The sequence below is a fragment of the Nonlabens sp. Ci31 genome (assembly GCF_012974865.1).
In the GTDB taxonomy this organism is placed as follows: Bacteria; Bacteroidota; Bacteroidia; order Flavobacteriales; family Flavobacteriaceae; genus Nonlabens.
The window spans coordinates 3,718,196-3,740,082 of record NZ_CP043633.1; the positions used below are offsets into that span (position 1 = coordinate 3,718,196).

Here is a 21,887-nt window from a genome sequence, read left to right on the forward strand (position 1 = left end):
CGTATTTCCATAGCCTCCATGCCCGCTACCGAGAAAAAAGCGAGGTCTGAGGTTTTACAATGAGTTTATCGCAGTACTCTCGAAGACCGCATTTCGAGAATAAAGCGAGGTCTGAGGCTCTCAAAGACCGCATTTAATTTTTGTTTTTATTTTTATAACCACTGTATTTGTATCTTGAACGCTTATAAATTCCATTTATGAATTCGCGTTTTAAGATCCTTTTTCTAGCCCTTATTTTATTGGTAAGCTGCCATAAGCCAAAAGTAGATTTGATAAGTCCATCCATAATCCCAGCCCCACAATCGCTGCAAGTAAATCCTGGACATTTTACCATTGATCTGTCGACCGTCATCAGCAATGGAGATGATTTCACACATTCCGTGACCTTTCTAAAGGATTTTTTAAGACAAAGAACTGGCCGAAACTGGGAAACGAAATACGCCTCTGAAAATGTCATCAGCTTTGAATATGACGGCTCCATCATCAAGCAAGAAGGATATACCCTAGATATTAATAAGCAGCACATCCTCATAAAATCTAGTGCCGACGCCGGAGCTTTTTATGCGGTGCAATCCTTGATCCAGCTGATGCCTTTTGAGTTGGAAAAATCTGTAATCACTAACGTCATTTACCTACCAGCGGTCACTATAAAAGACGAACCCCGTTTCTCTTATCGAGGCATGCATCTCGATGTGTCGCGCCACATGTATGACGTAGAATTCATCAAAAAATATATAGACGCTATGGCCATGCTCAAGATAAATACCTTTCACTGGCATCTTACAGACGACCAAGGCTGGCGTATTGAAATTAAGAAATACCCGAAGCTTCAAGAAATTGCAGCTTATCGCGACAGTACTTTGATAGGACATTATAACGACTCACCACGTTTATATGATGCTACAAAGTACGGCGGTTTTTATACACAGGAAGAAATTCGTGAGGTGATCGCTTTCGCGAAAGCGAGACAGATCAACATCATCCCAGAAATAGAAATACCTGGTCACGCACAAGCCGCCATAGCTGCCTATCCAGAATTGGGCTGTACAGGGAAAAAAATAGGCGTAGCAACAGAATGGGGCGTTTTTGAAGATATTTATTGTCCGAACGAAGCAACCTTTATATTCCTTGAAAACGTACTAGACGAAGTCATGGAATTATTCCCATCGCCATACATCCACATAGGTGGTGATGAAGCGCCTAAAACACAATGGAAAACAAGTCCGGTTGCGCAACAAGTGATTCAAGAAAATGGACTAAAAGACGAGCACGAACTCCAATCCTATTTTATCCAGCGCATGGAAAACTACTTAAATTCTAAAGGCCGCAACATCATAGGATGGGATGAAATTCTAGAAGGTGGACTGGCGCCCAATGCAACGGTTATGAGCTGGCGAGGCACGAAAGGTGCCATTGAGGCCGCAAAATCAGGTCACGATGTGATCATGACACCTACTTCGCATGCTTATTTTGACTATTATCAAAGTGAAAACAAAAACGAACCCACCGCGATAGGCGGATTCCTAGCATTAGAAAAAGTCTATCATTTTAACCCGATTCCTGAAGAACTCACTGCCGAAGAAGCAAAACACATTCTAGGCCCACAAGGAAACATCTGGACAGAATACATGACTACTAGCGAGCAAGTAGAATACATGGCTTTTCCACGTATGCTGGCTATGAGCGAGGTGGCCTGGACTAAAGCAGAAAACAAAAACTATTCTAGTTTTATAAATCGTGTGGAATATTTTCATCAAAGAATGGATGCGCTGGGTATCAATTATGCCAACCACTTATACGAAGTCAGCGGCTTTCTAAATGACCAGCAACAGTATGAATTAAGCACCGCATCTTTCGGAAAAGAAATACGTTACACCACAGATGGCTCCAAACCAACCACCTCTTCTACCCTTTATAAACAAGCTATTCCTTTTACAGAAAACCTATCCGTAAATGCAGGTGTTTTTAAAGACGGGAAACTATTAGGTAAAGTCTTTACACAAGACTTGCTCTACCATAAAGGAATAGGCGCCCTAATTACCATTAATAAAGAACCCAGTACATCTTATCAAGGCAGTGGCGCACAAGGTTTAATAAACGGAATTAAAGGAAGTGACTCGCGTTATGGAGATAGCGAGTGGCTGGGCTTTTGGGGAGAAGATATTGAGATTGACATCGAGTTTAAAGAACCTATTTTAGTTGACGAAATCAAATTGAGGTTTTATCATGCGCCGGGGCAGTGGATTTATGCTCCAGAAAAATATTATATTTTCTTAGAAACCAAAAATGGGATTATAAGTGATTTAGTTAAATTGCCTAAAAATGATGAAACTCTAATATTATCGAATTACAATTGGAAACGCTTTAAAGGCTTTGAAGACAAAAAAATTAATGCACTCAAAATTAATATACCCAACTATGGCATCATCCCAGACGGCAAACAAGGTGCTGGAAACAAAGCTTGGACTTTTATAGACGAAATCATCATCAATTAACCACATGAAAAATACACCCAAACTTTTACTAATCTATCTATTCTTCCTTATTGCCTTGTTGATTTGGTCAGGAATAAACCCGAACGAGCGATTTACTTGGTTTCTGGAAGTATTGCCTGCTGTAATAGGTGTATTCGTTTTACTATTCGCTTATAAAAGTTTCCCTTTAAGCAAGCTCACCTACTTCTGGATATTTGTGCATTGTATTATCCTCATCATAGGTGGAAAATACACCTATGCTGATGTACCTCTTTTTGACTGGATTCAAGAGTACTTTGAGCATTCTCGTAATAATTATGACAAGTTAGGGCATTTTATTCAAGGTTTTACACCAGCGCTCATAGTACGTGAAGTATTATTGCGCAAAGAAGTGGTTCAAGGTAAAAAGTGGCTGGCATTTATAGTGGTTTCTATTTGTCTTGCCATCAGTGCGGCTTATGAATTGATTGAGGCAATAGTCTCCATGCTAGTAAGTGATGGTGCAGATTCCTTTCTAGGCGCACAAGGCTATATTTGGGACACTCAAACCGATATGATGCTTGCCTTGATTGGCGCTTTTATTGCCGTTGCTTTTTTGAGCAAACGACAAGACAAATCCATCCAAAAAATCATCAATTAATATGCTATTAGAAATCTGCGCCTCCAACTATCAAAGTGCGATAAACGCTCAAGAAGCTGGGGCGCAACGTATTGAATTGTGCAGTGAGCTAGCTGTAGGCGGCATCACTCCTAGTTATGGAATGCTTAAAAAAGTGATGGAAGAACTCACTATTCCTGTAATGGTTTTGATACGTCCTCGATCAGGCAATTTTGTATATTCTGATGCCGATTTTGATATCATGAAAAAAGACATTCAGTTGTGCAAAGAGCTGGGTTGTGCCGGAATAGTATCTGGGATTTTGAATGATGATTTTAGCGTTGACTTAGAATCAACAAAAGTACTGATTGAACTGGCAAAACCTATGAGTTTTACGTTCCACAGAGCTTTTGATCAGGTATCAAATCCTGAAGAGGCCATTAAAGAATTGGCTCAAATAGGAGTTTCTAGAATACTGACTTCTGGCCAACATTCTAGAGCTATAGAAGGCCTAGAAAACTTGAAACGTTATCAAAATATCGCAGGTAACTCTTTAATCATTTTACCAGCTGGCGGAATTAATGCAGATAATTGTTCCTCTTTTACGCACCTTAATAAGGCTCCCAAAGAAAAAGTCAGGTTCCAAGAAATTCATGCCAGCGCTACAGAGGTTATGGAACAAACTACCCGTACTTTAGTACCGATGAATTCGCCTAAATTCCTTCAAGAAAACATAGAAGTAATTTCTGACACAGACTTAATAAAAGCCATTCTTAAAAACAGCAATCATGAGGATTAGTATTCTATTACTCTTAACGCTACTTGCCATTTCTTGTTCTGAAAAAACGGCTAATGTGGAGAGACACTATCTTGAAACGGATTGGACTCTCTTTCAAGGTGATGACGAGAAACTAATCAGTGACAGCATCAGCTTACCTTCAACAGTTCACAGTGCTTTATTGCCACAAATAAAACATCCTTTTAAAGGGAGTAATGAAGATAGCTTGCAATGGATCACCGAGAAAGACTGGACGTATAAAACAACATTTAAGGTGGGTAATGAAACCTTAGAGAAGGAATATGTCAATTTACATTTTAAAGGTATAGATACCTATGCATCCATCCTACTCAATGGCATCGAAATCCTACAAACAGACAACGCTTTTAAACATTGGAAAACAGACGTAAAACCATATTTGAAAGAAGAAAACCAGCTGATTATAGCTATACAATCTCCGCTTCAAATCGAAGAAGAAAAAGCCGCTGCAAATCCATACAGCTTACCAGAAGGTAACCGGATCTACACTCGTAAGGCTCAATTTCAATACGGTTGGGACTGGGGACCACATCTCAACACTATGGGGATCGTAAAACCAGTATATCTCGAAGCTTACGATCAATTCAAAATAGAAGATGTCTATATCAAGCAAAACTTTATACAAGATTCTATAGCAAATCTTACGGCCCAAATCAAATTTTCCAAACCTATAACAGAGCAACTCACCTACCAAATCAAGGTAAACGATAGCCTCTTCCCTATTAAGATCACAGACTCCCTATTGCAATCTAACAGTTATGCAACTCAAGAAGTTCATTTTGAAATCAATCAGGTACAGCTTTGGTGGCCGCACAATATTGGTGAACCTTATTTGTATGAGATGGAAGTTTTGGTTTCAAAAGATGGAGAATTAATGGACTCCAAAAAGCTCAAAAGAGGAATACGTACCATAGAGTTGATTAATGAGCCTGATGATGCTGGAACTTCCTTCTTTTTTAAGGTAAATGGCGTTCCTATTTTCATGAAAGGGGCTAATTACATACCGCAAAACTCCATGCAGGATCTCGTCACAGACCAGCATTATGAAAATTTGCTAAGCGATGTAGTAGACGCCAATATGAACATGCTGCGCGTTTGGGGTGGTGGAAGTTATGAGAATGACATTTTTTATGATAAATGCGATGAAAAAGGTATTTTGATATGGCAAGACTTTATGTTTGCTTGTGCGATGTATCCTGGAGATGCACGCTTTCGCGAAAGCGTAACAGAAGAAATAACACAACAAATTACCAGATTGAGAAATCACAGCAGCATTGCCTTATGGTGTGGAAATAATGAAACTAGTGAAGCCTGGAACAATTGGGGCTGGCAAGCAGGAAGACCGCAAGCAGAACGGGATAGTATTTGGGAAGATTATCGTGCTGTTTTTCAACTAGCAATGCCTAAATATATAAGCGAACTCACCAAAGAACCTTATTGGGAAAGCACGCCAAAGTTAGGTCGTGGGAACCCGCGTTATGAATTTGAAAGCGATGCGCACGACTGGCGTGTATGGCACGATGCCTATGCGTTTGAGCATTTTGAAGAACACGTACCTCGATTTATGAGCGAATTTGGATTCCAGTCGCATCCCTCTTATAAGACCGTAGAATACATCAATAAGGACGGAAGTCTCAACATTCATTCAGCAGATTATGCCTCGCATCAAAAACACGAACGTGGCAACGAACTCATACGAGAGTATATGGCCAGAGACTTTCCTGTTCCTACAAGCGATGAAGATTATGTGTATATGAGTCAACTCCTGCAAGCCTACGGAATGTCAAAAGGATTCCAAGCGCACCGACGCGCCAGACCTTATAATATGGGAACTTTATACTGGCAACTCAATGATTGCTGGCCTGCGGTGAGCTGGTCCAGTATTGATTATTTTGGGAATTGGAAAGCTTTACACTATCAAGCAAAACGTGATTTTGAAAATTTGTTAATTAGCAATTATGTAAAAGACGGTGTTTTACACAGCTATGTGGTTAATGACGATCTTTATGACCTCACTAGTGGTTACACCCTAATGATCATGGACTTTTACGGTAAAGAATTGTACCAAGAATCTTTTGTAGGAACTGCGGGAATGAATTCTAGTAATAAATTTCACCATATCGATTTAGGTAGTTTGGATATAGACCTGTCAACTGTATATGTGTATACAGAGTTTGGCTCTAGTAGGACCATCGATGTGCTGGTCCGTCCTAAAGATTTGAAATTACCAAAGGAAGAACTATCCCTGAAAAGTCTTAAAACCAAAGATGGATATCGGGTTACTTTAAAGTCTGCTATTTTTGTAAAAGATGTTTTTTTATATAGTAATCTAAAAGGACATTTTTCAGACAACTTTTTTGACCTAGAACCTGATATGGAAAAGACACTTTTTTTTGAGACAGATAGTGATGTAGCGCCTGTGTTTAAATATAAAACTTTGAATGGGTTAATCAAGTCTCTCCAGCCATAGTAGGTTTCAGTTATGTAAAAAACTGGAACGCAAATTCGTTCCATATCCCGTATATATGCTCCGTTATCATCTAGATCTCGGTTTGAAATTCAAGTTCAAGTTCAAAGAAATATCCGTTCCCCAACCAAAGCTCGAGATTTGTACTCACAGCTCAAAAAAAAACTCATAGCTCACAAGCTCAAAGACTCATAACTATTTTAAATTCCTCTTGCACTTCATCATTCTATAATTACCATTCAAGTCTTTAAAAACCTCTGATTCAAAACCCAGTTCTGTGGCGAGTGCTTTCATCTCATCAGGTAAGTATTGATTGATTTCAAAGTATAAAATTCCTTCAGCTTTTAAGGCTTTTTGAGCCAATTCTAAAATCTTACGATAAAAGATTAAGGCGTTACTGTCGTCCACAAACAAAGCTAAATAAGGCTCGTGTTCCAGTACATTTCTGTGGATTTCTTCTTTCTCTAAATTCCGCACATATGGCGGATTGCTTACGATCACATCGTAGGTATCGGGCAATTCATCTAAAACCAAAACATCTTCAAGTATCGTTTTTACCGGGGTTTTTAAACGGATGGCATTTGATTGTGCTAATTCTAAAGCTTCTGGAGAAACATCGAGCAATGTCATACTGCAACTAGGCATGGCTTCTTTAATAGATAAGCCTATACAACCAGTTCCTGTTCCTATATCAATTATGTTGAGATAGGTTTCTTTTTTATGATTCTCAATAACCATATGAACCAGTTCTTCAGTCTCCTGGCGCGGTATCAATGCATGCTCATGTACTGCAAACTCATGTCCATAGAAATGTGCTGTTCTGGTGACGTATTGCACCGGCTTTGAAGTGCGCAATTCTCTCAATGACTTATGTAGTATCTCTTCTTGAAGATGATACAACTCTTCTCTATCCTTAATTAAAAAATCAGCACGTGACCAGTTCAACAAATCTTCACAGACGATTTGTAAAATGCTGTGAATCTCATTTTCTGGATAAAGTGGCGCCAGTTGATCTTGATAAAGAAGCTTGAATTGGTTTAAAGTCATAAGACAAAGGTAAAAGCATTTTTCAACCTTTCCGACCAAATTTCTGTAAACTCCAATTCACCCACCTTTCCTTTTCTAAAAAGAAGCTCTTGATTTAAAACTAAAATTGGAAATTTAAACTACCGCCCACTCCTTTTTTGAGCTTGTTAAAATCTACCTGCTTTCTGCGACTGATAACTAATAATTGGGTTTATTTTTAGACTTACCATCTATACCATGCAGTAGGCTATTTTGATTTATTCCTTCTTTTACTGAGCCTCCAAAATCAAATAAACTCCACCATAAAGAAAACATCCTCGTTAAAGGCCAAAACAAGATTCTAAATATGAATTCTATAATGTTATTTCTTAATTATAAACAGACTTCAATTGCTGTTCGATAAACTCCATGTAAAACCTCAGCCCTCGCTTTATTATCTGTAGAGAGCATTGATGCTCTCGAAATGCGGTCTTCGAGTGCACTTCGATAAACTCGGTGCAACGCTTTCGCCCAAACTGGTATGGTGAGTTGTTTTAATTTTAAATAGCCAGACTTCGAAAACCTCAATTTAGATTTAAATTGAAGTTTAAAATTTCAACAACATCTGCACAGGACAGGAGAAATGCCCGGTATCCCCTAATGGCGATTTAAGCAACTCAAAACCTACGTTTTTATACAGGCCTTGTGCGTCATACATATTATCCATGGTTTCTAAGTAGATGCTTTCAAAACGCAATTGAGCAGCTCGTTCTAGACAAACCAAGATCATTTTTTTTCCGTATCCTTTACCTCGTACTTCTGGTTTAAAATACATTTTTTGAAGTTCGCTCACATTTCCTGTATAATTATCAAGTGGTGCAACGCCTGCGCCACCTACCACTATCCCATCCACTTCAAGAACATAATAATCTCTACGAGGTTTTTGATAGTGCGCGTACATGGCCTGCGTGGCAGCATCGCTATAAGCCGTTCCTATTTTAGGAGCGCCGTGTTCTAAGATCGATTGCTGTATGATATTTTTGATCGCCTCATTATCTTGAGGGAGTATTTTGCGTATGTTCATGGTGCAAATTTAGAATTCAATAGGGAGAATAAATCAGTCGTTAAGTTGTTTTTATAAACCGATTGAAAAAGTGGCCTATACTTTCACCCATGATCTCTACTATAAAATTAAATTCATTTCTCGACTCATAGATGATTCGGCAAACTCCATAAAACAAACACCTAAAGACCTGTAGCACTACTATGACTGATTACTAAAATTGTTTTTGATTTTATTTTTGATTTTGATTTTAAATCGTCCTTACCTTTGTCCCTCATGACTACGCACGAGAAATACATGCAGCGCTGTTTGCAACTGGCACAAAATGGCTTGGGAGCTACTTATCCTAATCCGCTGGTGGGGAGTGTGATCCTGTCAGATACTGGTGCAGTTCTTGGAGAGGGCTGGCATAAAAAATCTGGAGAACCGCATGCTGAAGTAAACGCAGTGCGGGATGCAGAGCAGAAGGGTTATGGTGAAGACGCTTTCGCGAAAGCGGTACTATACGTCAACCTAGAACCCTGTTCACACACTGGAAAAACACCAGCATGCGCATCCATGATCATCAAAAAAGGCTTTAAAAAAGTAGTTGTGGGAACACTGGACCCACATGAAAAAGTAGCTGGAAAAGGTGTTGCCATGTTAGATGCAGTAGGAATAGACGTTACTGTAGGTATTTTAGAAGAAGAATGCAACGAGCTCAACAAGAGGTTTTTTACTTTTCACAAAAAACAACGTCCTTATATTATTTTAAAATGGGCCGAAACCAGCGATGGCTTTATAGCACCAACTCAAAAGGATGAGCAAAAACCCATCTGGATCACCAACAAGCACTCGAGACAACTCGCACACCGCTTAAGAGCTGAAGAAAATGCTATTTTAGTAGGTGCCAAAACCGTTCTAGACGACAATCCATCACTCACTTGCCGCGACTGGAAAGGAGTTCACCCGACCCGCATTGTACTGGATTCAAGAAATAGCATCTCAGCAGATTTTAAAGTTATGGACGACACTGCTCTTACCATAAAACTTGATCACTCCTCAACTGATGTGAATGAAATTATTGAAGAACTTTATAAGAACGGCCTTCAGTCCGTAATTATTGAAGGTGGTACGGCCACGATTCAAGCTTTTATAGATGCTCAGCAATGGGATGAAGCCTATCAATTTATGGGAACTGAAGTGTTGTTTTACCAAGGTCTAAAAGCACCTGTCTTAAAAGGAAATTACCATATCAAAGAACGCAATACCATCAAAAGTGATGTGTTGAAAATATACAGAAACACATGATTTGGTTAGTTCTAAGTATAGCTACATCGAGCTTTCTATATGTGATTTTTAAGTATTTTGAAGTATTTAAAGTACATACACTTCACGCCATTATTGTGAATTATATCGTTGCTTGCGCAACGGGCTTTATAGCTTATGGAAGGGTGCCAGAAGTAGAAGAAATCATTTATGCCGACTGGTTGTTTTACGCTTTATTTTTGGGAGCTTTATTCATCGCCATTTTTAATGTCATGGCATTAACCAGTCAGAAAAATGGCTTATCAGTCGCTGCTGTATCCGGTAAAATGTCGCTAGTTATTCCGGTAATAGCAGGCATCTGGTTGTATGAAGAATCCATAGGATGGATGAAGGTAGCAGGGATTTTTCTCGCTTTGATATCGGTTTATCTTACTTCTGTAAAGTCCCGACAGGGCTTAAAATTTAACAAGAGCTTGTTGCTGCTTCCCATTATTTTATTCCTAGGAAGTGGCGTGATAGATACCACCATTAAATATGCAGAGATCATGCACGTTCCCAGCGGTGACGAATCTTTATTTAGCGCGATTTGCTTTGCTATGGCTTTTGTAATCGGAATTTTGGTCCTTATCTATGAGGCGACTCAAAAGCGTTTTTTAACGTTAAGATCTGTGATTGCCGGGCTTGTTTTAGGAGTCCCTAATTACTTCTCTATTTACTTTATTATAAAGGCGCTCAAGAACGGAATGGAAAGCAGTGTGGTTTACCCTATCAATCACGTGGGAACCGTACTTTTCACTTCTTTCTTAGGAGTTCTCATTTTTAAAGAAAAACTAATTCCTAAAAACTATATTGGGATTGTGGTTGCGATTGTGGCTATTGTTATGATTGCTTTCGCGAAAGCCTAATACAAAAAAAGCTCCTCGATTATGAGAATATCTAAGATAAATAAGCTGCCTCCTGTTGCCATAATGTTATCCTAATACAACATTTAAACACATATACCTCCACCTCTTTTATCTTTTTTATAATCATTAAACATTTGTACTGTATTGATTTAACTTCAAAGTTTTATTATAAATTGTTTTAATAGAACAGATAGAGCGCAGTTATTTAATTTACCATTATCAAAAAGCAACTGCAGTAAAATATCTTCTTTTGTTTTCTGTTTCCTTAAACCTAAAATGATTTTATAATAACGATTTCTTAAAATTAAAATACATAAGAATCTGTAAATCAAAAAAGCCCAAGAATGATATCATCCTTGAGCTTCATTAACTAATTTTATGCCTTAAATAAATGCTGTTATTTAAGACGGAACATTTTTTTTATGCTATTTACGCATCACTTTAACTACTCTGCTCTGTTCTCCTGAGGCAACCTCAACAAGATACATTCCAGATGGGAAAGTAGATAAATCTATGCTAGAAGAAGTCGTATTAGGCTTAGCAACTAATAATTGCTGTCCTAATAAGTTTCTTACTATTATCGCATCGATAACTTGCTGACCGTTAAAGTTCACAACGTTATCGGTAGGATTAGGATAGTAACTGAATTCAAAAGAATCAGAGTCATTTACACCTACAGTACCGTCTACCGTAAAGTTATCTACGAAGAAGTCAAAATCTTCACCATCTACAACAGTACCGTTAGTTGACCAAAAAGCAAATCTAACTACACCAGAATAGCCAGCTAATGAGAATGTTTCTAACTGACCTACAGCCGGTACATTATCAGAAGTTTCATAAGTTTCAATTACATTCCATGTAGCCCCTGCTCCTGTACCTGATGTATCTGTATAGATTAAGAATTGAACTTGATCGTCACTACCGAAGTTAGCAGCAGCAGAGGTAGCAAAATCTGTTAAAGCAACATCAAATGTGGCAGTTAAAACAGCACTAGTTCCTAGATCAATCTCCGGAGAAACTAACCAATCATTTGCACCACCACCACTCCAGATATTAACTCGAGCAGCTTGACCAAAAACACTAGAAGTATTATTTCCAAAAGGACTATTTGTCCAGTCACCATTTAATCCATTAGGACCAGTTGCTACATCGGTATTATCCCCTTCTTCCCAACAGGCACCTGGATAAGTTGCAAAATCGTTACCAGCAGTTCCACCAGCAGTTCCATAAGGAGCTACAATAATGGCACATTCTGTTGTAAAGGTTTGAATAACTGTCCAATCGCTGTAGAAACCACCACCACAATCTGCTCTTACGTAAACTTCATAAGTAGTTGCTGGAGTTAAAGCGGTTGCTGTATAAGGATTGCTTGTCGTACTGGTACCGTTACCTGCAGGAATACCTGTTCCAGTAGCAACTACGGCTACTTCCCAAGTTGTTGCAGTACCGACTTCTGTCCAGTCTATCGTGGCAGAATCACTACCTATAGCAGAAACTGCCACTCCTGTTGGAGCAGAACAGAATGTACCACAAGTTTGAATTCTCATTAAATCAATAGCAACATCACCAAAACGTCTAAATTCAGAACCAGGGGTTTCTGTACCAGTTATCTTGATATAAATAGTCTGACCTGCGAGCGACGCTGGTAACATAGCACCTACCGCTTGAAAAGGATCAGCTTGATTTGTTTGCAACGGGCCTGTGTAAGTAAAGACCTCAGTAAAAGGACCTACTGGGGAAGTACCATAACTTATATCAACTTGAGTAAGATCCGGACCAAATGGAACGGAATGGAAGTAAAAAGAAAGTTCTAATTCATCATTTGCTCCAGTTAAATCAATAGGAGGAGAAATGATACTAGCTGGACCTACGTTGGTACCATCAGTTTCAAAATATAAATATCCAGTTCCATCAAAAGCACCAAGTGGACCCGTTAGAAAACCAGATGGAGTTGAACCAACTCTACCAAAGTTCCAATCACCGTTAGATGTACCTGTTCCTACATCTCCAGTCCAGTTAGTAGTAATAGTTTCAAAACTATCCTCCCATATATATCCTGGAGCTCCAGTAATACAAGAAACACCTTGAGGAGTAGGAAGAGCCGTTGAGAAAGTAAAAGGACCAGTCCATGTACTTGATGAACTAGGACTACAAACAGCTCTCACATAAAAATCGTAATCTGTTCGAGCAGCAAGACCGCTAACAGAAGTCATGGTGTTACTCATCGTATTTACGATACCATTTGCTCCCATTCCTTGTGTGAAACCAGTCACATCAAGTTCATATTCCCACTCTGTAGCAGTTCCATTTTCCAACCAGTCAAAATTTGCAGAAGAATCTGTTATGGAAGACGCCCTAACCGATGAAGGTTCTGGACAAGCTGGTGCAACATCGTAAGCCAAATCGTCAATAAACATTCGATTATTTGCCGCACTAGGAATATATTTGAATGCTATAAAACCACCTACAGTAGTCAGTGAACTGAAATAAACTGTTTCCGATTGATACATATTATCAGTCATATCTGCATCTGCAAACGTTCTTACAGCGGTAAAAGTACTAGCATCTTCAGGGTTGGTAATTACACCTACTGCTAATGAGTCTCCATTATAATCATTTACATAAAATTCTACTTGTTTATCGCTTGATAAATCTGAAAATTCTGGTAAAATATAATAGGCTACAGCAGTAGTTCCAGCCGAACCACTTTGCATGCTAATATTTCTAACTCCTGTATTTGGAATAAAGGAAGCTACACCTACTTCTACGGTAGAGCCAGACACGATACTGCTCTCACAACTATTCAGCCCATCAAGTGGATCTGATTCATAACCTGTAACATAAGGAGCTGTAAAGGCGGTACATCGTGTTCTAAAAGTAGAAGGACCAATGTAAATACTCTCATCACCAGGAGCACAAACTGCTCTTACCCAGTATTCATAATCGGTATCAGGAGCTAATCCAGTTAGGGTTGTTGTAGGGTTAGTCAGTACATCAAATACAGCGCCTACTTGAGCACCTGTATTAGGAACAAAACCAGGTAAACCTACTTCCACATCCCATTCTGTTTCTGTTGCTCCAACAGTCCAAGAAACATCAGCCGTGGTCGCTGTTCGAGCATCTAAAGCTAGATTATCTGGATTGGTACAAGTAGGTGCTGTCATACAAACTACAGAAGCTTCCCATCCTATTCTGGTTAGAGAACTATCTGATATAAATACAAAAGTCAAACATCCAGAAGTTGTTGTACCAATTAAAAATTCTTGTGTTAAATCTCCTGTACCATCACCGTTTGCGCTCCAACACCATTCTGATCCACCGCTTGGAGTGTTGATCGTTGGAAATGTTGCATCAGGACCGTCATGTACGGTAAGAAAATCTAAACAACCAATAGAACCTAATGGTTCCATTTCAGTAAAGGAAAACCTTACAAAAACCACATCTCCTGCATTATCAGGACATATATTATAGGTAGTGTTTTCATTATTTTGATAGTTACCTTGAAGTCCACCACTACCATCTGCAAGACCACCAGAATCTAAGAACAAATCGCCAGCACAATAATCTGGGGCAGTCTCTACCGTGATACAAGTTTGTCGAGAAACATCATTAGGTCCACAAACAGCAGACACACATATTTCGTAAAGTGTAGCACTGTTTAATCCAGTTACCGTTGTTGCAGGAGTCATAGTAGGATTAGGGCTTACTGTTGTAAAAGCCGTAGTGCCTACTTCTCTATATTCTACCATCCATTCAACTTCATTTGTACCAGCTACCCAGTTCAAATCAACACTACTAGAACCTACAACTCCAGAGGATAGCATAGAAATAATAGGACAAGTTGGAATGTTTTCCACTCTAAAATCGTCTATAGAAATATCACCTCGAAAAGTTCCATTACTCTCAGCTCTTAACCTTACTTGAATAACCGTTCCAGTTAACGTTACAGGTGCTAGATCTATAAGTGCGTCCAACCAATCGTCTGCCTGAGCAGTTTGTTGCTGACCTACAATCACACCCACATCATTAATCCATCCAGTACCGTCATTTACATCTACGTGTAAGGTACCTGTTTCACTACCAAACATATGGTACTTAAAATCTATAGCTGGGGCAGTTAATGTAGAAATATCAATCAAAGGAGATATCAATCTAGCTTCATCACCGGCTCCTCCTGAATTTGCTTCTACATAGAAAAAACTAGTGCCACTAAATGCTGCTGTAGGACCAGTACTACCAGAAGGTGTAGATCCAGCAGCATCAACATTCCAATCATAAGCAGAATCTGAATTTGCTTGCCAACAATTTTCGAGTGTAAAAGAGGTGCTTGGTGTAAATGCTTCAAAATCTGAGAAGTAAGGAGCTACAAAAGTCACACAATTAGTTGTGAAGGTAGCAGGACCTATCCAGTCACTACTTCCTGACATCCCACCACATATGGTTCTTACATACACCTCATAAGAAGATGCTGGTGTAAGGCTCGTATCTGTGATAGAAGTAGACGTTGCAGCAGTTCCTGCAGTGGTAGGCACACCTGTACCTAGTGCTTGAATAGCATATTCATACGCTCCAGCGGCAGTACCGTTTGTGTCGTTAAAAGTAATATCAACACCTACTGTAGTTACATTACTAACCACAAGCGTTTCAGGCTTACTACAAAATGCACCGCAAGTCTGTATTCTCATTAAATCAATAGCTACATCACCTCTAAAACCGCTCTCATTACCTATTTCTTCTGTACCAGTTATTTGTATATAAACTGTGGCATTACCTAAAACAGAAGCTGGAAGACTCGCTCCAACCAACACAAATGGATCTGCTTCAGCTGTTTGCAATTGGCCTGTATAAGAAAAAACACTTGTAAAAGGTCCAGTAGGAGAAGTTCCCACCGCTACGTCAACAATAGTTCCATCTTGTCCAAAAGAGTGAAAGAAGAAAGATAATTCAGCCTCATCTGTAGCATTAGTTAGATCGATTGCCGGAGAGACAACTACTGCTGGAGTAGTGTTTGTTCCAGTCGTTTCAAAAAACACATAACCAGTTCCATCTTGTGCTCCAGAAGGTCCTGTACCAGAAGATCCAGTACGTCCACTTCTACCAAAGTTCCAGTTCCCATTAGTGGATCCGGTTCCTACGTCACCAGTCCAGCTAGTTGCAGTATTTTCAAAACTGTCATCCCAAGCATAAGCGCTGTCATTATTAGGACAGCTTACTCCGTTAGGAGCATTAGGTAAGACCAAAAATGTAGCGTTTACCCACAGGCTCCAATCCTGAGTTCCGGCATCACAAATAGCTCTTACATAAACGTCATAAGATGTGGCAGATGTTAATCCAGACAAAGACACAGAAGTCGGTGCCATTTGAGTTGCGTTGGTTCCTTGACCAGTTCCAGGAGCAGTAATCACTCCCGCTACAGCATATTCTATTTCCCATTCTGTTTCAGAACCACCAGCGGCCCACGTAATATCTAGAGTAGAGTCTGTTGCGACTGCTTGTAGAGCTGATATTGCTGGACAAGAAACGGCAGTGGTAAATGAAGCGGTCACCAACTGACTAAAATCATTAGTTGATGCATCACAAATTGCTCTTATATAAACATCGTAAGTCGTATCAGGTGTTAATCCCATCAAAGATAAAGAAGTTGGTGCCATTTGTGTAGCACTAGTTCCTTGACCTGTTCCAGGTGTTGTAATAACACCTGCTACAGCATATTCTACTTCCCATTGGGTTTCAGAACCACCTGCAGTCCAAATGATGTCAAGAGTAGAACTAGTAACCGTTGCTTGAAGCGCAGTTATTACTGGACAAGAAATTGTTGTAGCTGCTGTATATGCCCCTTGCCATGTGCTAAAATCTCCCATGCCGCAATCATATCTTACATAAAAATCATAAGTTGTATTAGACATTAAATTTCCTACCGCTGCAAAACTCCCTGTGCTTCCAGTAACAGTTGTTCCACCTGCTGCTCCTTGTGCATATGGAGAAACACCATAATCAACTTCATAATTTGAGCTTGTGTTACCATTTGCATCCCATGCAAACTGAATCTCAAAAGCAGATTGAGTTATTGCAACAAAGTTAGATGGTGCTGGGCAAGACTCTGGAGTCGTAAAAGTAATAGGTCCTACAGAATTACTAATATCAGTTCCAGTAACACATACCGCTCTAACATACACATCGTAAATAGATTCACTACTTAATCCCGTCAAAGTAAATGGATTCGTTGTAACTGCCACTATAAGTCCACCGTTATTAGGAGTATAGGGACTGATACCGTATTCAATTTCCCACTCTGTTTCAGAAGCGCCATTAGTCCATGATATTACAGCCTCATTTGCTGTGACACTGGATGAAGCAGCATTTGATACAATTAAACAGGTAGGACAGGATGCATTTCCTACATAAACGTCCATCATAGACGATTGTGCAATAGGACTTTCATATACTAAAAGACCTTCAGAATCGATAAATCTAAATTGTCCATCTCCAGGTAAACTGGTAGATCGGTAATCTATATCAATAGTTGACATATCATTTACCGTTATTGTATAAATTTCTGTTACCTGCGTATTAGGCGTAGTACTTGGATTTACAATAAGATATGTTGTTACGACACCATCTATAGTGACGTCAACACCTGTGTTAGCGGTAGCATTTGCACCACTATCCCAGTCGTTACCAAAAAAATCTATTAGCTCTAGTTGATAATTGCACTGTGCTTGTGCATTAAAAGATAAAGTTAAACAGATCAAGGCAACTAGAAAAACATAAATTTGTTTCATAATGCTAATTGTTTTGAGAGTTAGTTTAAGATATTGTTAAACTAGACTTAGTTCAAGAAATAATACCATTTTAAAGCAGTTATTAATTTTATTAGAATTCAATATATACACAATCGCTTACTGCTCAGATCAATATATTATATTTATAACACATAATATTTAGAATTATTCGACATAAAAGAAGTAAAACTGATAATTATTAAGAGTAGTAAAGGGAACGTGATCTTTTTTTATGAACATTTGATAACTATATATAAGCCAAATTTAAAAAAAAATCATGTAACAATTATTTTAAGAAAAAAATGCTCCAAATAATCATCCCCGATAATGACCTGTTTTTCTGTAAAATTCGCCCTCCTTATACTTTGTAAATGTTAGTTAATTATAACACAGAAAATTGATGGAATAATAGCGCCTGTTAAATTGTTTATTTAGGGTAAATACAGATAAAGCTACAACATATGATAGCTCCTAATGCAGATTTGAAATCATTGTTAAGAAAACTAAAATCTTATATTCGATAATTGTTCAAATAATAGTGGACAATATCATTTTGTAACTATTTATAGAAAACGCTAGTTATGCAGTAGTTAAACATTCATATATCGCATAAAATTCTTTTTTTCTCCTTTGCTCATCATAGAATATGATCAAAACTATTATTATACTATTTTTTATGACTAGGCAAATGACAATAAATAAATAAACTAAAATTTAATTTATTGTCATTTTTTAACCAAACGCTAGCTTCAAAATTCTGTCCATATTTAAAATGCTTTTAGCTTTTCGCCCCTATTTTATTTTGATTTTAATCAGGTTTTTTTCGATGTAAGTATATACCTGTTTTATCGTTTCATATAAATGCTATCATCACGAACAAAATCAATTTTTCTATTCTTATAATATCTTATAGGTGTTTGTTCCATATCAAATCCACAAGATTTTAAAGACTTAAAACAAATGCTGTGTTCCACTCATAACTGCAACACACATATTATTTAGGAACTCAAAGGGGTTATTATAATTAAACTTTATAACCGGTCTATATTTTAGTAATCGTTCTAGTTCTTTTATTCTCTTGTCTGTAAGCTTCCTAAGATCTATTTTCTTAGGCAAAACCTTTTATTGACACCGGTTCTATTTTCTATAGTTCCTTTATCCTTAAATGTATAAGATCTAGTAAAATACGTTTTAACATTTAGGCCTCTGGCTATTTTATGATGGTAGGCAAATTTTTTTCTATTGTCATAAGTGATCGTTTTTATCCATGAAGAGTTAAAATTGGTCAGCCTGCTTTTCATTTTTTCATAAACCTCGTAAGCATTCTTGCTGCCTAATTTTTCCATCATGGTAATTAGAGTTATTCGATCGGTCATTACTAATGACAATGATTTATGTTCTTTCCCCTCATTAGGTCAACTTCTATATCTCCAATACGAGATCGCTCTGAGACTATATCTGGTCGATATTCAACACCACCTATTCCTGTTATAACAGCTCTGATATTTTTTACGATATTAGGCTTCCGTCTGCGCCCGATATGACGTAAGTGTTCTTATAGACTTTTATAGTCAACTTGATCGCCATGATTACTATGTTTTACAGTCCAGAATCCAATTGTATATAGTTTGATGACATAAGCAGGTCTCAGATTGTTTTGTTAACCCTGCGGATATAAGTTAGGGATTCCACTTTTCGTAAATCAACAGTCCAGCTAATTGCTTTTTTAATGCATCACTCCAAAAGCGTTTTTTAACGTTAAGATCTGTGATTGCCGGGCTTGTTTTAGGAGTCCCTAATTACTTCTCTATTTACTTTATTATAAAGGCGCTCAAGAACGGAATGGAAAGCAGTGTGGTTTACCCTATCAATCACGTGGGAACCGTACTTTTTACTTCTTTCTTAGGAGTTCTCATTTTTAAAGAAAAACTAATTCCTAAAAACTATATTGGGATTGTGGTTGCGATTGTGGCTATTGTTATGATTGCTTTCGCGAAAGCCTAACACAAAAAAAGCTCCTCGATTATGAGAAGCTTTTTTAAAGAAAATAAATTGATTTTTATTGTCTAGTAAAATCTACAAAGCCATCTACCTCTATTCTTTGAGTGGCACCATTAACATTTTGAGTAGTGTCAGAGTTAATTAGAATAACAAGATCTGTAGCAGTTAGTGTATCAATAGTAAAGTCTACATCTTGTCCAAATTGAGGGATTCCAGAACTGCTTTGATTGGAGGAAGCAACCAGATCCAAATCGGATCCGTTTAAAACATAAGTCCCAGAATCATTGACACTTATTGTTTGATCGCCTTGTGATATTCCTTGTGAAAAGATTTCAAAAGTTTGATCGCCTATAACGGTATACGTACCATCACTATTAAATGAGAGAACTGAATTTGTACTCACTAACTCCGTTGAAGCTGTAGAAGTAATAGCATTTCCCATGACAGTGACAGTGACTGTGGTATTTGTTACATAGTCATCATAGTCCCAATCTCCTACTATAGAAGCTGTCACATTCCCTCCACCAGAACCAGAACCACCTCCTGAAGTACCTCCGTTAAGACTAGGATCTAAAGGTTCTGTTTCACAAGCAATTAAGACTGTTGCTAAAAATAATAAGCCGAGGATGTTTTTCATGGTAAAGTTTAATGGTTATTTTGCTAAAATAACCCAAGCTTTCCATTTTACAAAGTTTTAAGATTGCATAAATAATTTTTTACCATTGACTGATTCTTATAAAACCATCATTAAACCCTGCGAAGAGATTCTTTATAAAGATAGAGGTAGTAAGTTCTATGGGAATGCGTTTCCTTTAACAGATCCTGAAGAAGTAACTGATCTTATCGCGGCCTTACGCAATACACACCCTAAAGCTGGACACCACTGTTATGCCTGGAAACTTGGTCCCAGCAATGATCATTACAGAGCAAATGATGATGGAGAACCTAGTCACAGTGCTGGAGACCCTATATTAGGACAACTAGTTGCACATGAATTAAGCGATGTGTTAGTGGTGGTTTCTAGAATCTTCGGCGGGACCAAATTAGGAGTAGGAGGTTTGATAAGTGCTTACCGAGAAACGGCCAAACTAGCCCTATCCAATTCAAAAATAGTAACAAGAACAATTACCGCTGATGTCGATATTTATTTTGAGTACCCTCAAATGAGCCAAGTCATGAGGTTTATAGAGGAACAGCATTTTAAAATAAAAAAACAAGAAATGACTACTTCCTGCACGATTACCATTGCCGTACCTGAATCCAGACAACAAGAAGTTGCCGACACTCTTAATACCATGTACCCAATCACATCAAAACCTGTAATCTAAGGAACCAGCCACTGCCCTTTCCAATCGTCTTCAGCTTTAAAAACTGCTCGTAAGTGATTGGGCCTTTTAAGTCTTAAATATTCAATGGTATGAGGAACAAACTTTAAAGCTACAAAATTATTTTCTGATCTGGGAACATAATCGACTTGATCAGGATTATCAATAGCACTCCCGGGAGGAACGGATGTGGTATAATCTTTTATAGACTTTTCAGAAACTTTTTGAAACAACCTTTTGACCTCTTTTTCATCTTGCACCACTTTTAATGTGCCATCTAATCTTATTTGCAGCAACTTTTTAGGGTGATACGCCAGCATACAGGCATTATCATTGGTCGTTACATAAGACATCTTCTGTGATCTTGCATCAGTAAAAATGACACACTCTAAAGACTCTGACACTTCTCTTAACACTACCGTGCGGGATCTGGGTGATTTTTGTTCATTAACGGTTGATAAGGTGACATATTTGAATGGATGCCTTCTCATGGAGATCGCACCCCTTAGTTCGTGTTTTAAGTCTGAAAATAACTCTTGCAACATTTTTCTAGCTGTTTTTTGTTTGAAATTTCGCTTTCACTAAAGCGAAATTTATAATTATCATTTGTTAAAAAAGCTTACTACAAGCTTCTAAAAATTCTGGAATAGGCTTTCTAGGTCTAAAAGTTTGTGCATCAGTGAACACCAAAGTCAGCTCACAAACGGCACAAATTTGATTCTTTTGATTAACTATTTCATAATCAAAAACTACCCTAGTAGTAGGCTTAGATTGGAGAGAAATTCTGACATAAATTTCCTCCCCGAATTTGATCGGGTTTTTATACTTTATATCGATATTATACACAGGTAGAAGAACACCTTCCTCTTCCATTTTAACATAAGAGAAACCTAGCTGGCTCAACCATTCCAGCCTGGCCTGTTCTAAGTAGATCAAATAGTTAGCATGGTGAATGATTCCCATCTGATCAGTTTCTGAATATCTAGGTGTGATGTTAATAGTAACTGGAGACATGATATTTATAAATAATTATTAGTTTTATAAGAATTCAAGATTTGTGCAACTTTTTTTTAAGAAATCAAACCTTAAATAAATTTTTTTTAAGATTTTTTATACACATATTTGTCATCGATTTCAGCAACAGTATTTCTTTGTGAATTGTAGTTCTTAATCGACCCAACACTAACTAAAAAAAGTAACTT

15 protein-coding genes are annotated in these 21,887 nt (G+C 38.0%); 8 read left to right on the top strand and 7 right to left on the bottom strand.

Features of this window, described 5'->3' with window-relative positions:
• Positions 1 to 197 precede the first annotated feature (197 nt).
• From F0365_RS16340 to F0365_RS16355, 4 genes are read left to right on the top strand one after another with little or no spacing between them, the layout of a single operon-like run.
• On the top strand, positions 198 to 2,495 hold the full coding sequence (locus F0365_RS16340) for a beta-N-acetylhexosaminidase (protein WP_169934683.1): 2,298 nt from the start codon (positions 198 to 200) through the stop codon (positions 2,493 to 2,495).
• Positions 2,496 to 2,499: 4 nt separating this feature from the next.
• On the top strand, positions 2,500 to 3,114 hold the full coding sequence (locus F0365_RS16345) for a DUF2238 domain-containing protein (RefSeq protein ID WP_169934684.1): 615 nt from the start codon (positions 2,500 to 2,502) through the stop codon (positions 3,112 to 3,114).
• Position 3,115: 1 nt separating this feature from the next.
• Positions 3,116 to 3,871, top strand: coding sequence for a copper homeostasis protein CutC (locus F0365_RS16350; protein WP_169934685.1), 756 nt, complete (start codon positions 3,116 to 3,118; stop codon positions 3,869 to 3,871).
• Positions 3,861 to 6,359: a beta-mannosidase gene (locus F0365_RS16355; protein ID WP_169934686.1), complete on the top strand. Its 2,499-nt coding sequence runs from the start codon at positions 3,861 to 3,863 to the stop codon at positions 6,357 to 6,359. Before F0365_RS16350 ends, F0365_RS16355 begins: the two co-directional genes overlap by 11 nt.
• 192 nt (positions 6,360 to 6,551) lie before the next feature.
• Here F0365_RS16355 and prmC read toward each other — a convergent pair whose 3' ends face one another.
• Both prmC and F0365_RS16365 read right to left on the bottom strand, forming a co-directional pair.
• Positions 6,552 to 7,403 (bottom strand): peptide chain release factor N(5)-glutamine methyltransferase, encoded by an 852-nt coding sequence (prmC, locus tag F0365_RS16360; RefSeq protein WP_169934687.1) that lies wholly within the window; start codon positions 7,401 to 7,403, stop codon positions 6,552 to 6,554.
• A 565-nt stretch (positions 7,404 to 7,968) separates the two neighbouring features.
• On the bottom strand, positions 7,969 to 8,445 hold the full coding sequence (locus F0365_RS16365; protein WP_169934688.1) for a GNAT family N-acetyltransferase: 477 nt from the start codon (positions 8,443 to 8,445) through the stop codon (positions 7,969 to 7,971).
• 255 nt (positions 8,446 to 8,700) lie between these two features.
• Here F0365_RS16365 and ribD point away from each other — a divergent pair, with 255 nt between their 5' ends.
• Both ribD and F0365_RS16375 read left to right on the top strand, forming a co-directional pair.
• Entirely contained in the window at positions 8,701 to 9,714 is a 1,014-nt protein-coding gene (gene ribD, locus F0365_RS16370) for a bifunctional diaminohydroxyphosphoribosylaminopyrimidine deaminase/5-amino-6-(5-phosphoribosylamino)uracil reductase RibD (protein ID WP_169934689.1), read from the top strand.
• The gene (locus tag F0365_RS16375) at positions 9,711 to 10,577 is read left to right on the top strand and encodes a DMT family transporter (protein ID WP_169934690.1); all 867 of its coding nucleotides are present in this window, start codon (positions 9,711 to 9,713) and stop codon (positions 10,575 to 10,577) included. Before ribD ends, F0365_RS16375 begins: the two co-directional genes overlap by 4 nt.
• A 425-nt stretch (positions 10,578 to 11,002) precedes the next feature.
• Here the strand turns inward: F0365_RS16375 and F0365_RS16380 are convergent, their stop codons facing one another.
• Both F0365_RS16380 and F0365_RS16385 read right to left on the bottom strand, forming a co-directional pair.
• Complete coding sequence (locus F0365_RS16380; RefSeq protein ID WP_169934691.1) at positions 11,003 to 17,359, bottom strand: fibronectin type III domain-containing protein; 6,357 nt, start codon at positions 17,357 to 17,359, stop codon at positions 11,003 to 11,005.
• Between the two features lie 1,100 nt (positions 17,360 to 18,459).
• Complete coding sequence (locus F0365_RS16385; protein WP_169934692.1) at positions 18,460 to 18,735, bottom strand: hypothetical protein; 276 nt, start codon at positions 18,733 to 18,735, stop codon at positions 18,460 to 18,462.
• 325 nt (positions 18,736 to 19,060) lie between these two features.
• On the opposite strand from F0365_RS16385, the gene F0365_RS16390 reads away from it, so the two are divergent.
• Positions 19,061 to 19,363: an EamA family transporter gene (locus F0365_RS16390; RefSeq protein ID WP_262889047.1), complete on the top strand. Its 303-nt coding sequence runs from the start codon at positions 19,061 to 19,063 to the stop codon at positions 19,361 to 19,363.
• Between the two features lie 55 nt (positions 19,364 to 19,418).
• On the opposite strand, the gene F0365_RS16395 is transcribed toward F0365_RS16390, so the two are convergent.
• A complete protein-coding gene (locus F0365_RS16395; RefSeq protein WP_169934693.1) occupies positions 19,419 to 19,997 on the bottom strand; it encodes a hypothetical protein in 579 nt (192 codons plus the stop codon).
• 85 nt (positions 19,998 to 20,082) lie between these two features.
• On the opposite strand from F0365_RS16395, the gene F0365_RS16400 reads away from it, so the two are divergent.
• Entirely contained in the window at positions 20,083 to 20,688 is a 606-nt protein-coding gene (locus F0365_RS16400) for an IMPACT family protein (protein WP_169934694.1), read from the top strand.
• On the opposite strand, the gene F0365_RS16405 is transcribed toward F0365_RS16400, so the two are convergent.
• Together F0365_RS16405 and F0365_RS16410 are read right to left on the bottom strand one after the other, a co-directional pair.
• Positions 20,685 to 21,230, bottom strand: a complete 546-nt coding sequence (locus F0365_RS16405; RefSeq protein WP_169934695.1) for a pyridoxamine 5'-phosphate oxidase family protein — start codon at positions 21,228 to 21,230, stop codon at positions 20,685 to 20,687. The two genes, F0365_RS16400 and F0365_RS16405, sit on opposite strands and share 4 nt — an antisense overlap.
• A gap of 64 nt (positions 21,231 to 21,294) precedes the next feature.
• Entirely contained in the window at positions 21,295 to 21,699 is a 405-nt protein-coding gene (locus F0365_RS16410) for an acyl-CoA thioesterase (protein WP_169934696.1), read from the bottom strand.
• Positions 21,700 to 21,887: the final 188 nt, after the last annotated feature.

What these genes read in the sequence shown, in the direction of transcription:
- F0365_RS16340 (WP_169934683.1), top strand. Translation starts at nt 198, where the DNA reads ATGAATTCGCGTTTTAAGATCCTTTTTCTAGCCCTTATTTTATTGGTA.
- F0365_RS16345 (WP_169934684.1), top strand. Translation starts at nt 2,500, where the DNA reads ATGAAAAATACACCCAAACTTTTACTAATCTATCTATTCTTCCTTATT.
- F0365_RS16350 (WP_169934685.1), top strand. Translation starts at nt 3,116, where the DNA reads ATGCTATTAGAAATCTGCGCCTCCAACTATCAAAGTGCGATAAACGCT.
- F0365_RS16355 (WP_169934686.1), top strand. Translation starts at nt 3,861, where the DNA reads ATGAGGATTAGTATTCTATTACTCTTAACGCTACTTGCCATTTCTTGT.
- prmC (WP_169934687.1), bottom strand. Translation starts at nt 7,403, where the DNA reads ATGACTTTAAACCAATTCAAGCTTCTTTATCAAGATCAACTGGCGCCA.
- F0365_RS16365 (WP_169934688.1), bottom strand. Translation starts at nt 8,445, where the DNA reads ATGAACATACGCAAAATACTCCCTCAAGATAATGAGGCGATCAAAAAT.
- ribD (WP_169934689.1), top strand. Translation starts at nt 8,701, where the DNA reads ATGACTACGCACGAGAAATACATGCAGCGCTGTTTGCAACTGGCACAA.
- F0365_RS16375 (WP_169934690.1), top strand. Translation starts at nt 9,711, where the DNA reads ATGATTTGGTTAGTTCTAAGTATAGCTACATCGAGCTTTCTATATGTG.
- F0365_RS16380 (WP_169934691.1), bottom strand. Translation starts at nt 17,359, where the DNA reads ATGAAACAAATTTATGTTTTTCTAGTTGCCTTGATCTGTTTAACTTTA.
- F0365_RS16385 (WP_169934692.1), bottom strand. Translation starts at nt 18,735, where the DNA reads ATGACCGATCGAATAACTCTAATTACCATGATGGAAAAATTAGGCAGC.
- F0365_RS16395 (WP_169934693.1), bottom strand. Translation starts at nt 19,997, where the DNA reads ATGAAAAACATCCTCGGCTTATTATTTTTAGCAACAGTCTTAATTGCT.
- F0365_RS16405 (WP_169934695.1), bottom strand. Translation starts at nt 21,230, where the DNA reads ATGTTGCAAGAGTTATTTTCAGACTTAAAACACGAACTAAGGGGTGCG.
- F0365_RS16410 (WP_169934696.1), bottom strand. Translation starts at nt 21,699, where the DNA reads ATGTCTCCAGTTACTATTAACATCACACCTAGATATTCAGAAACTGAT.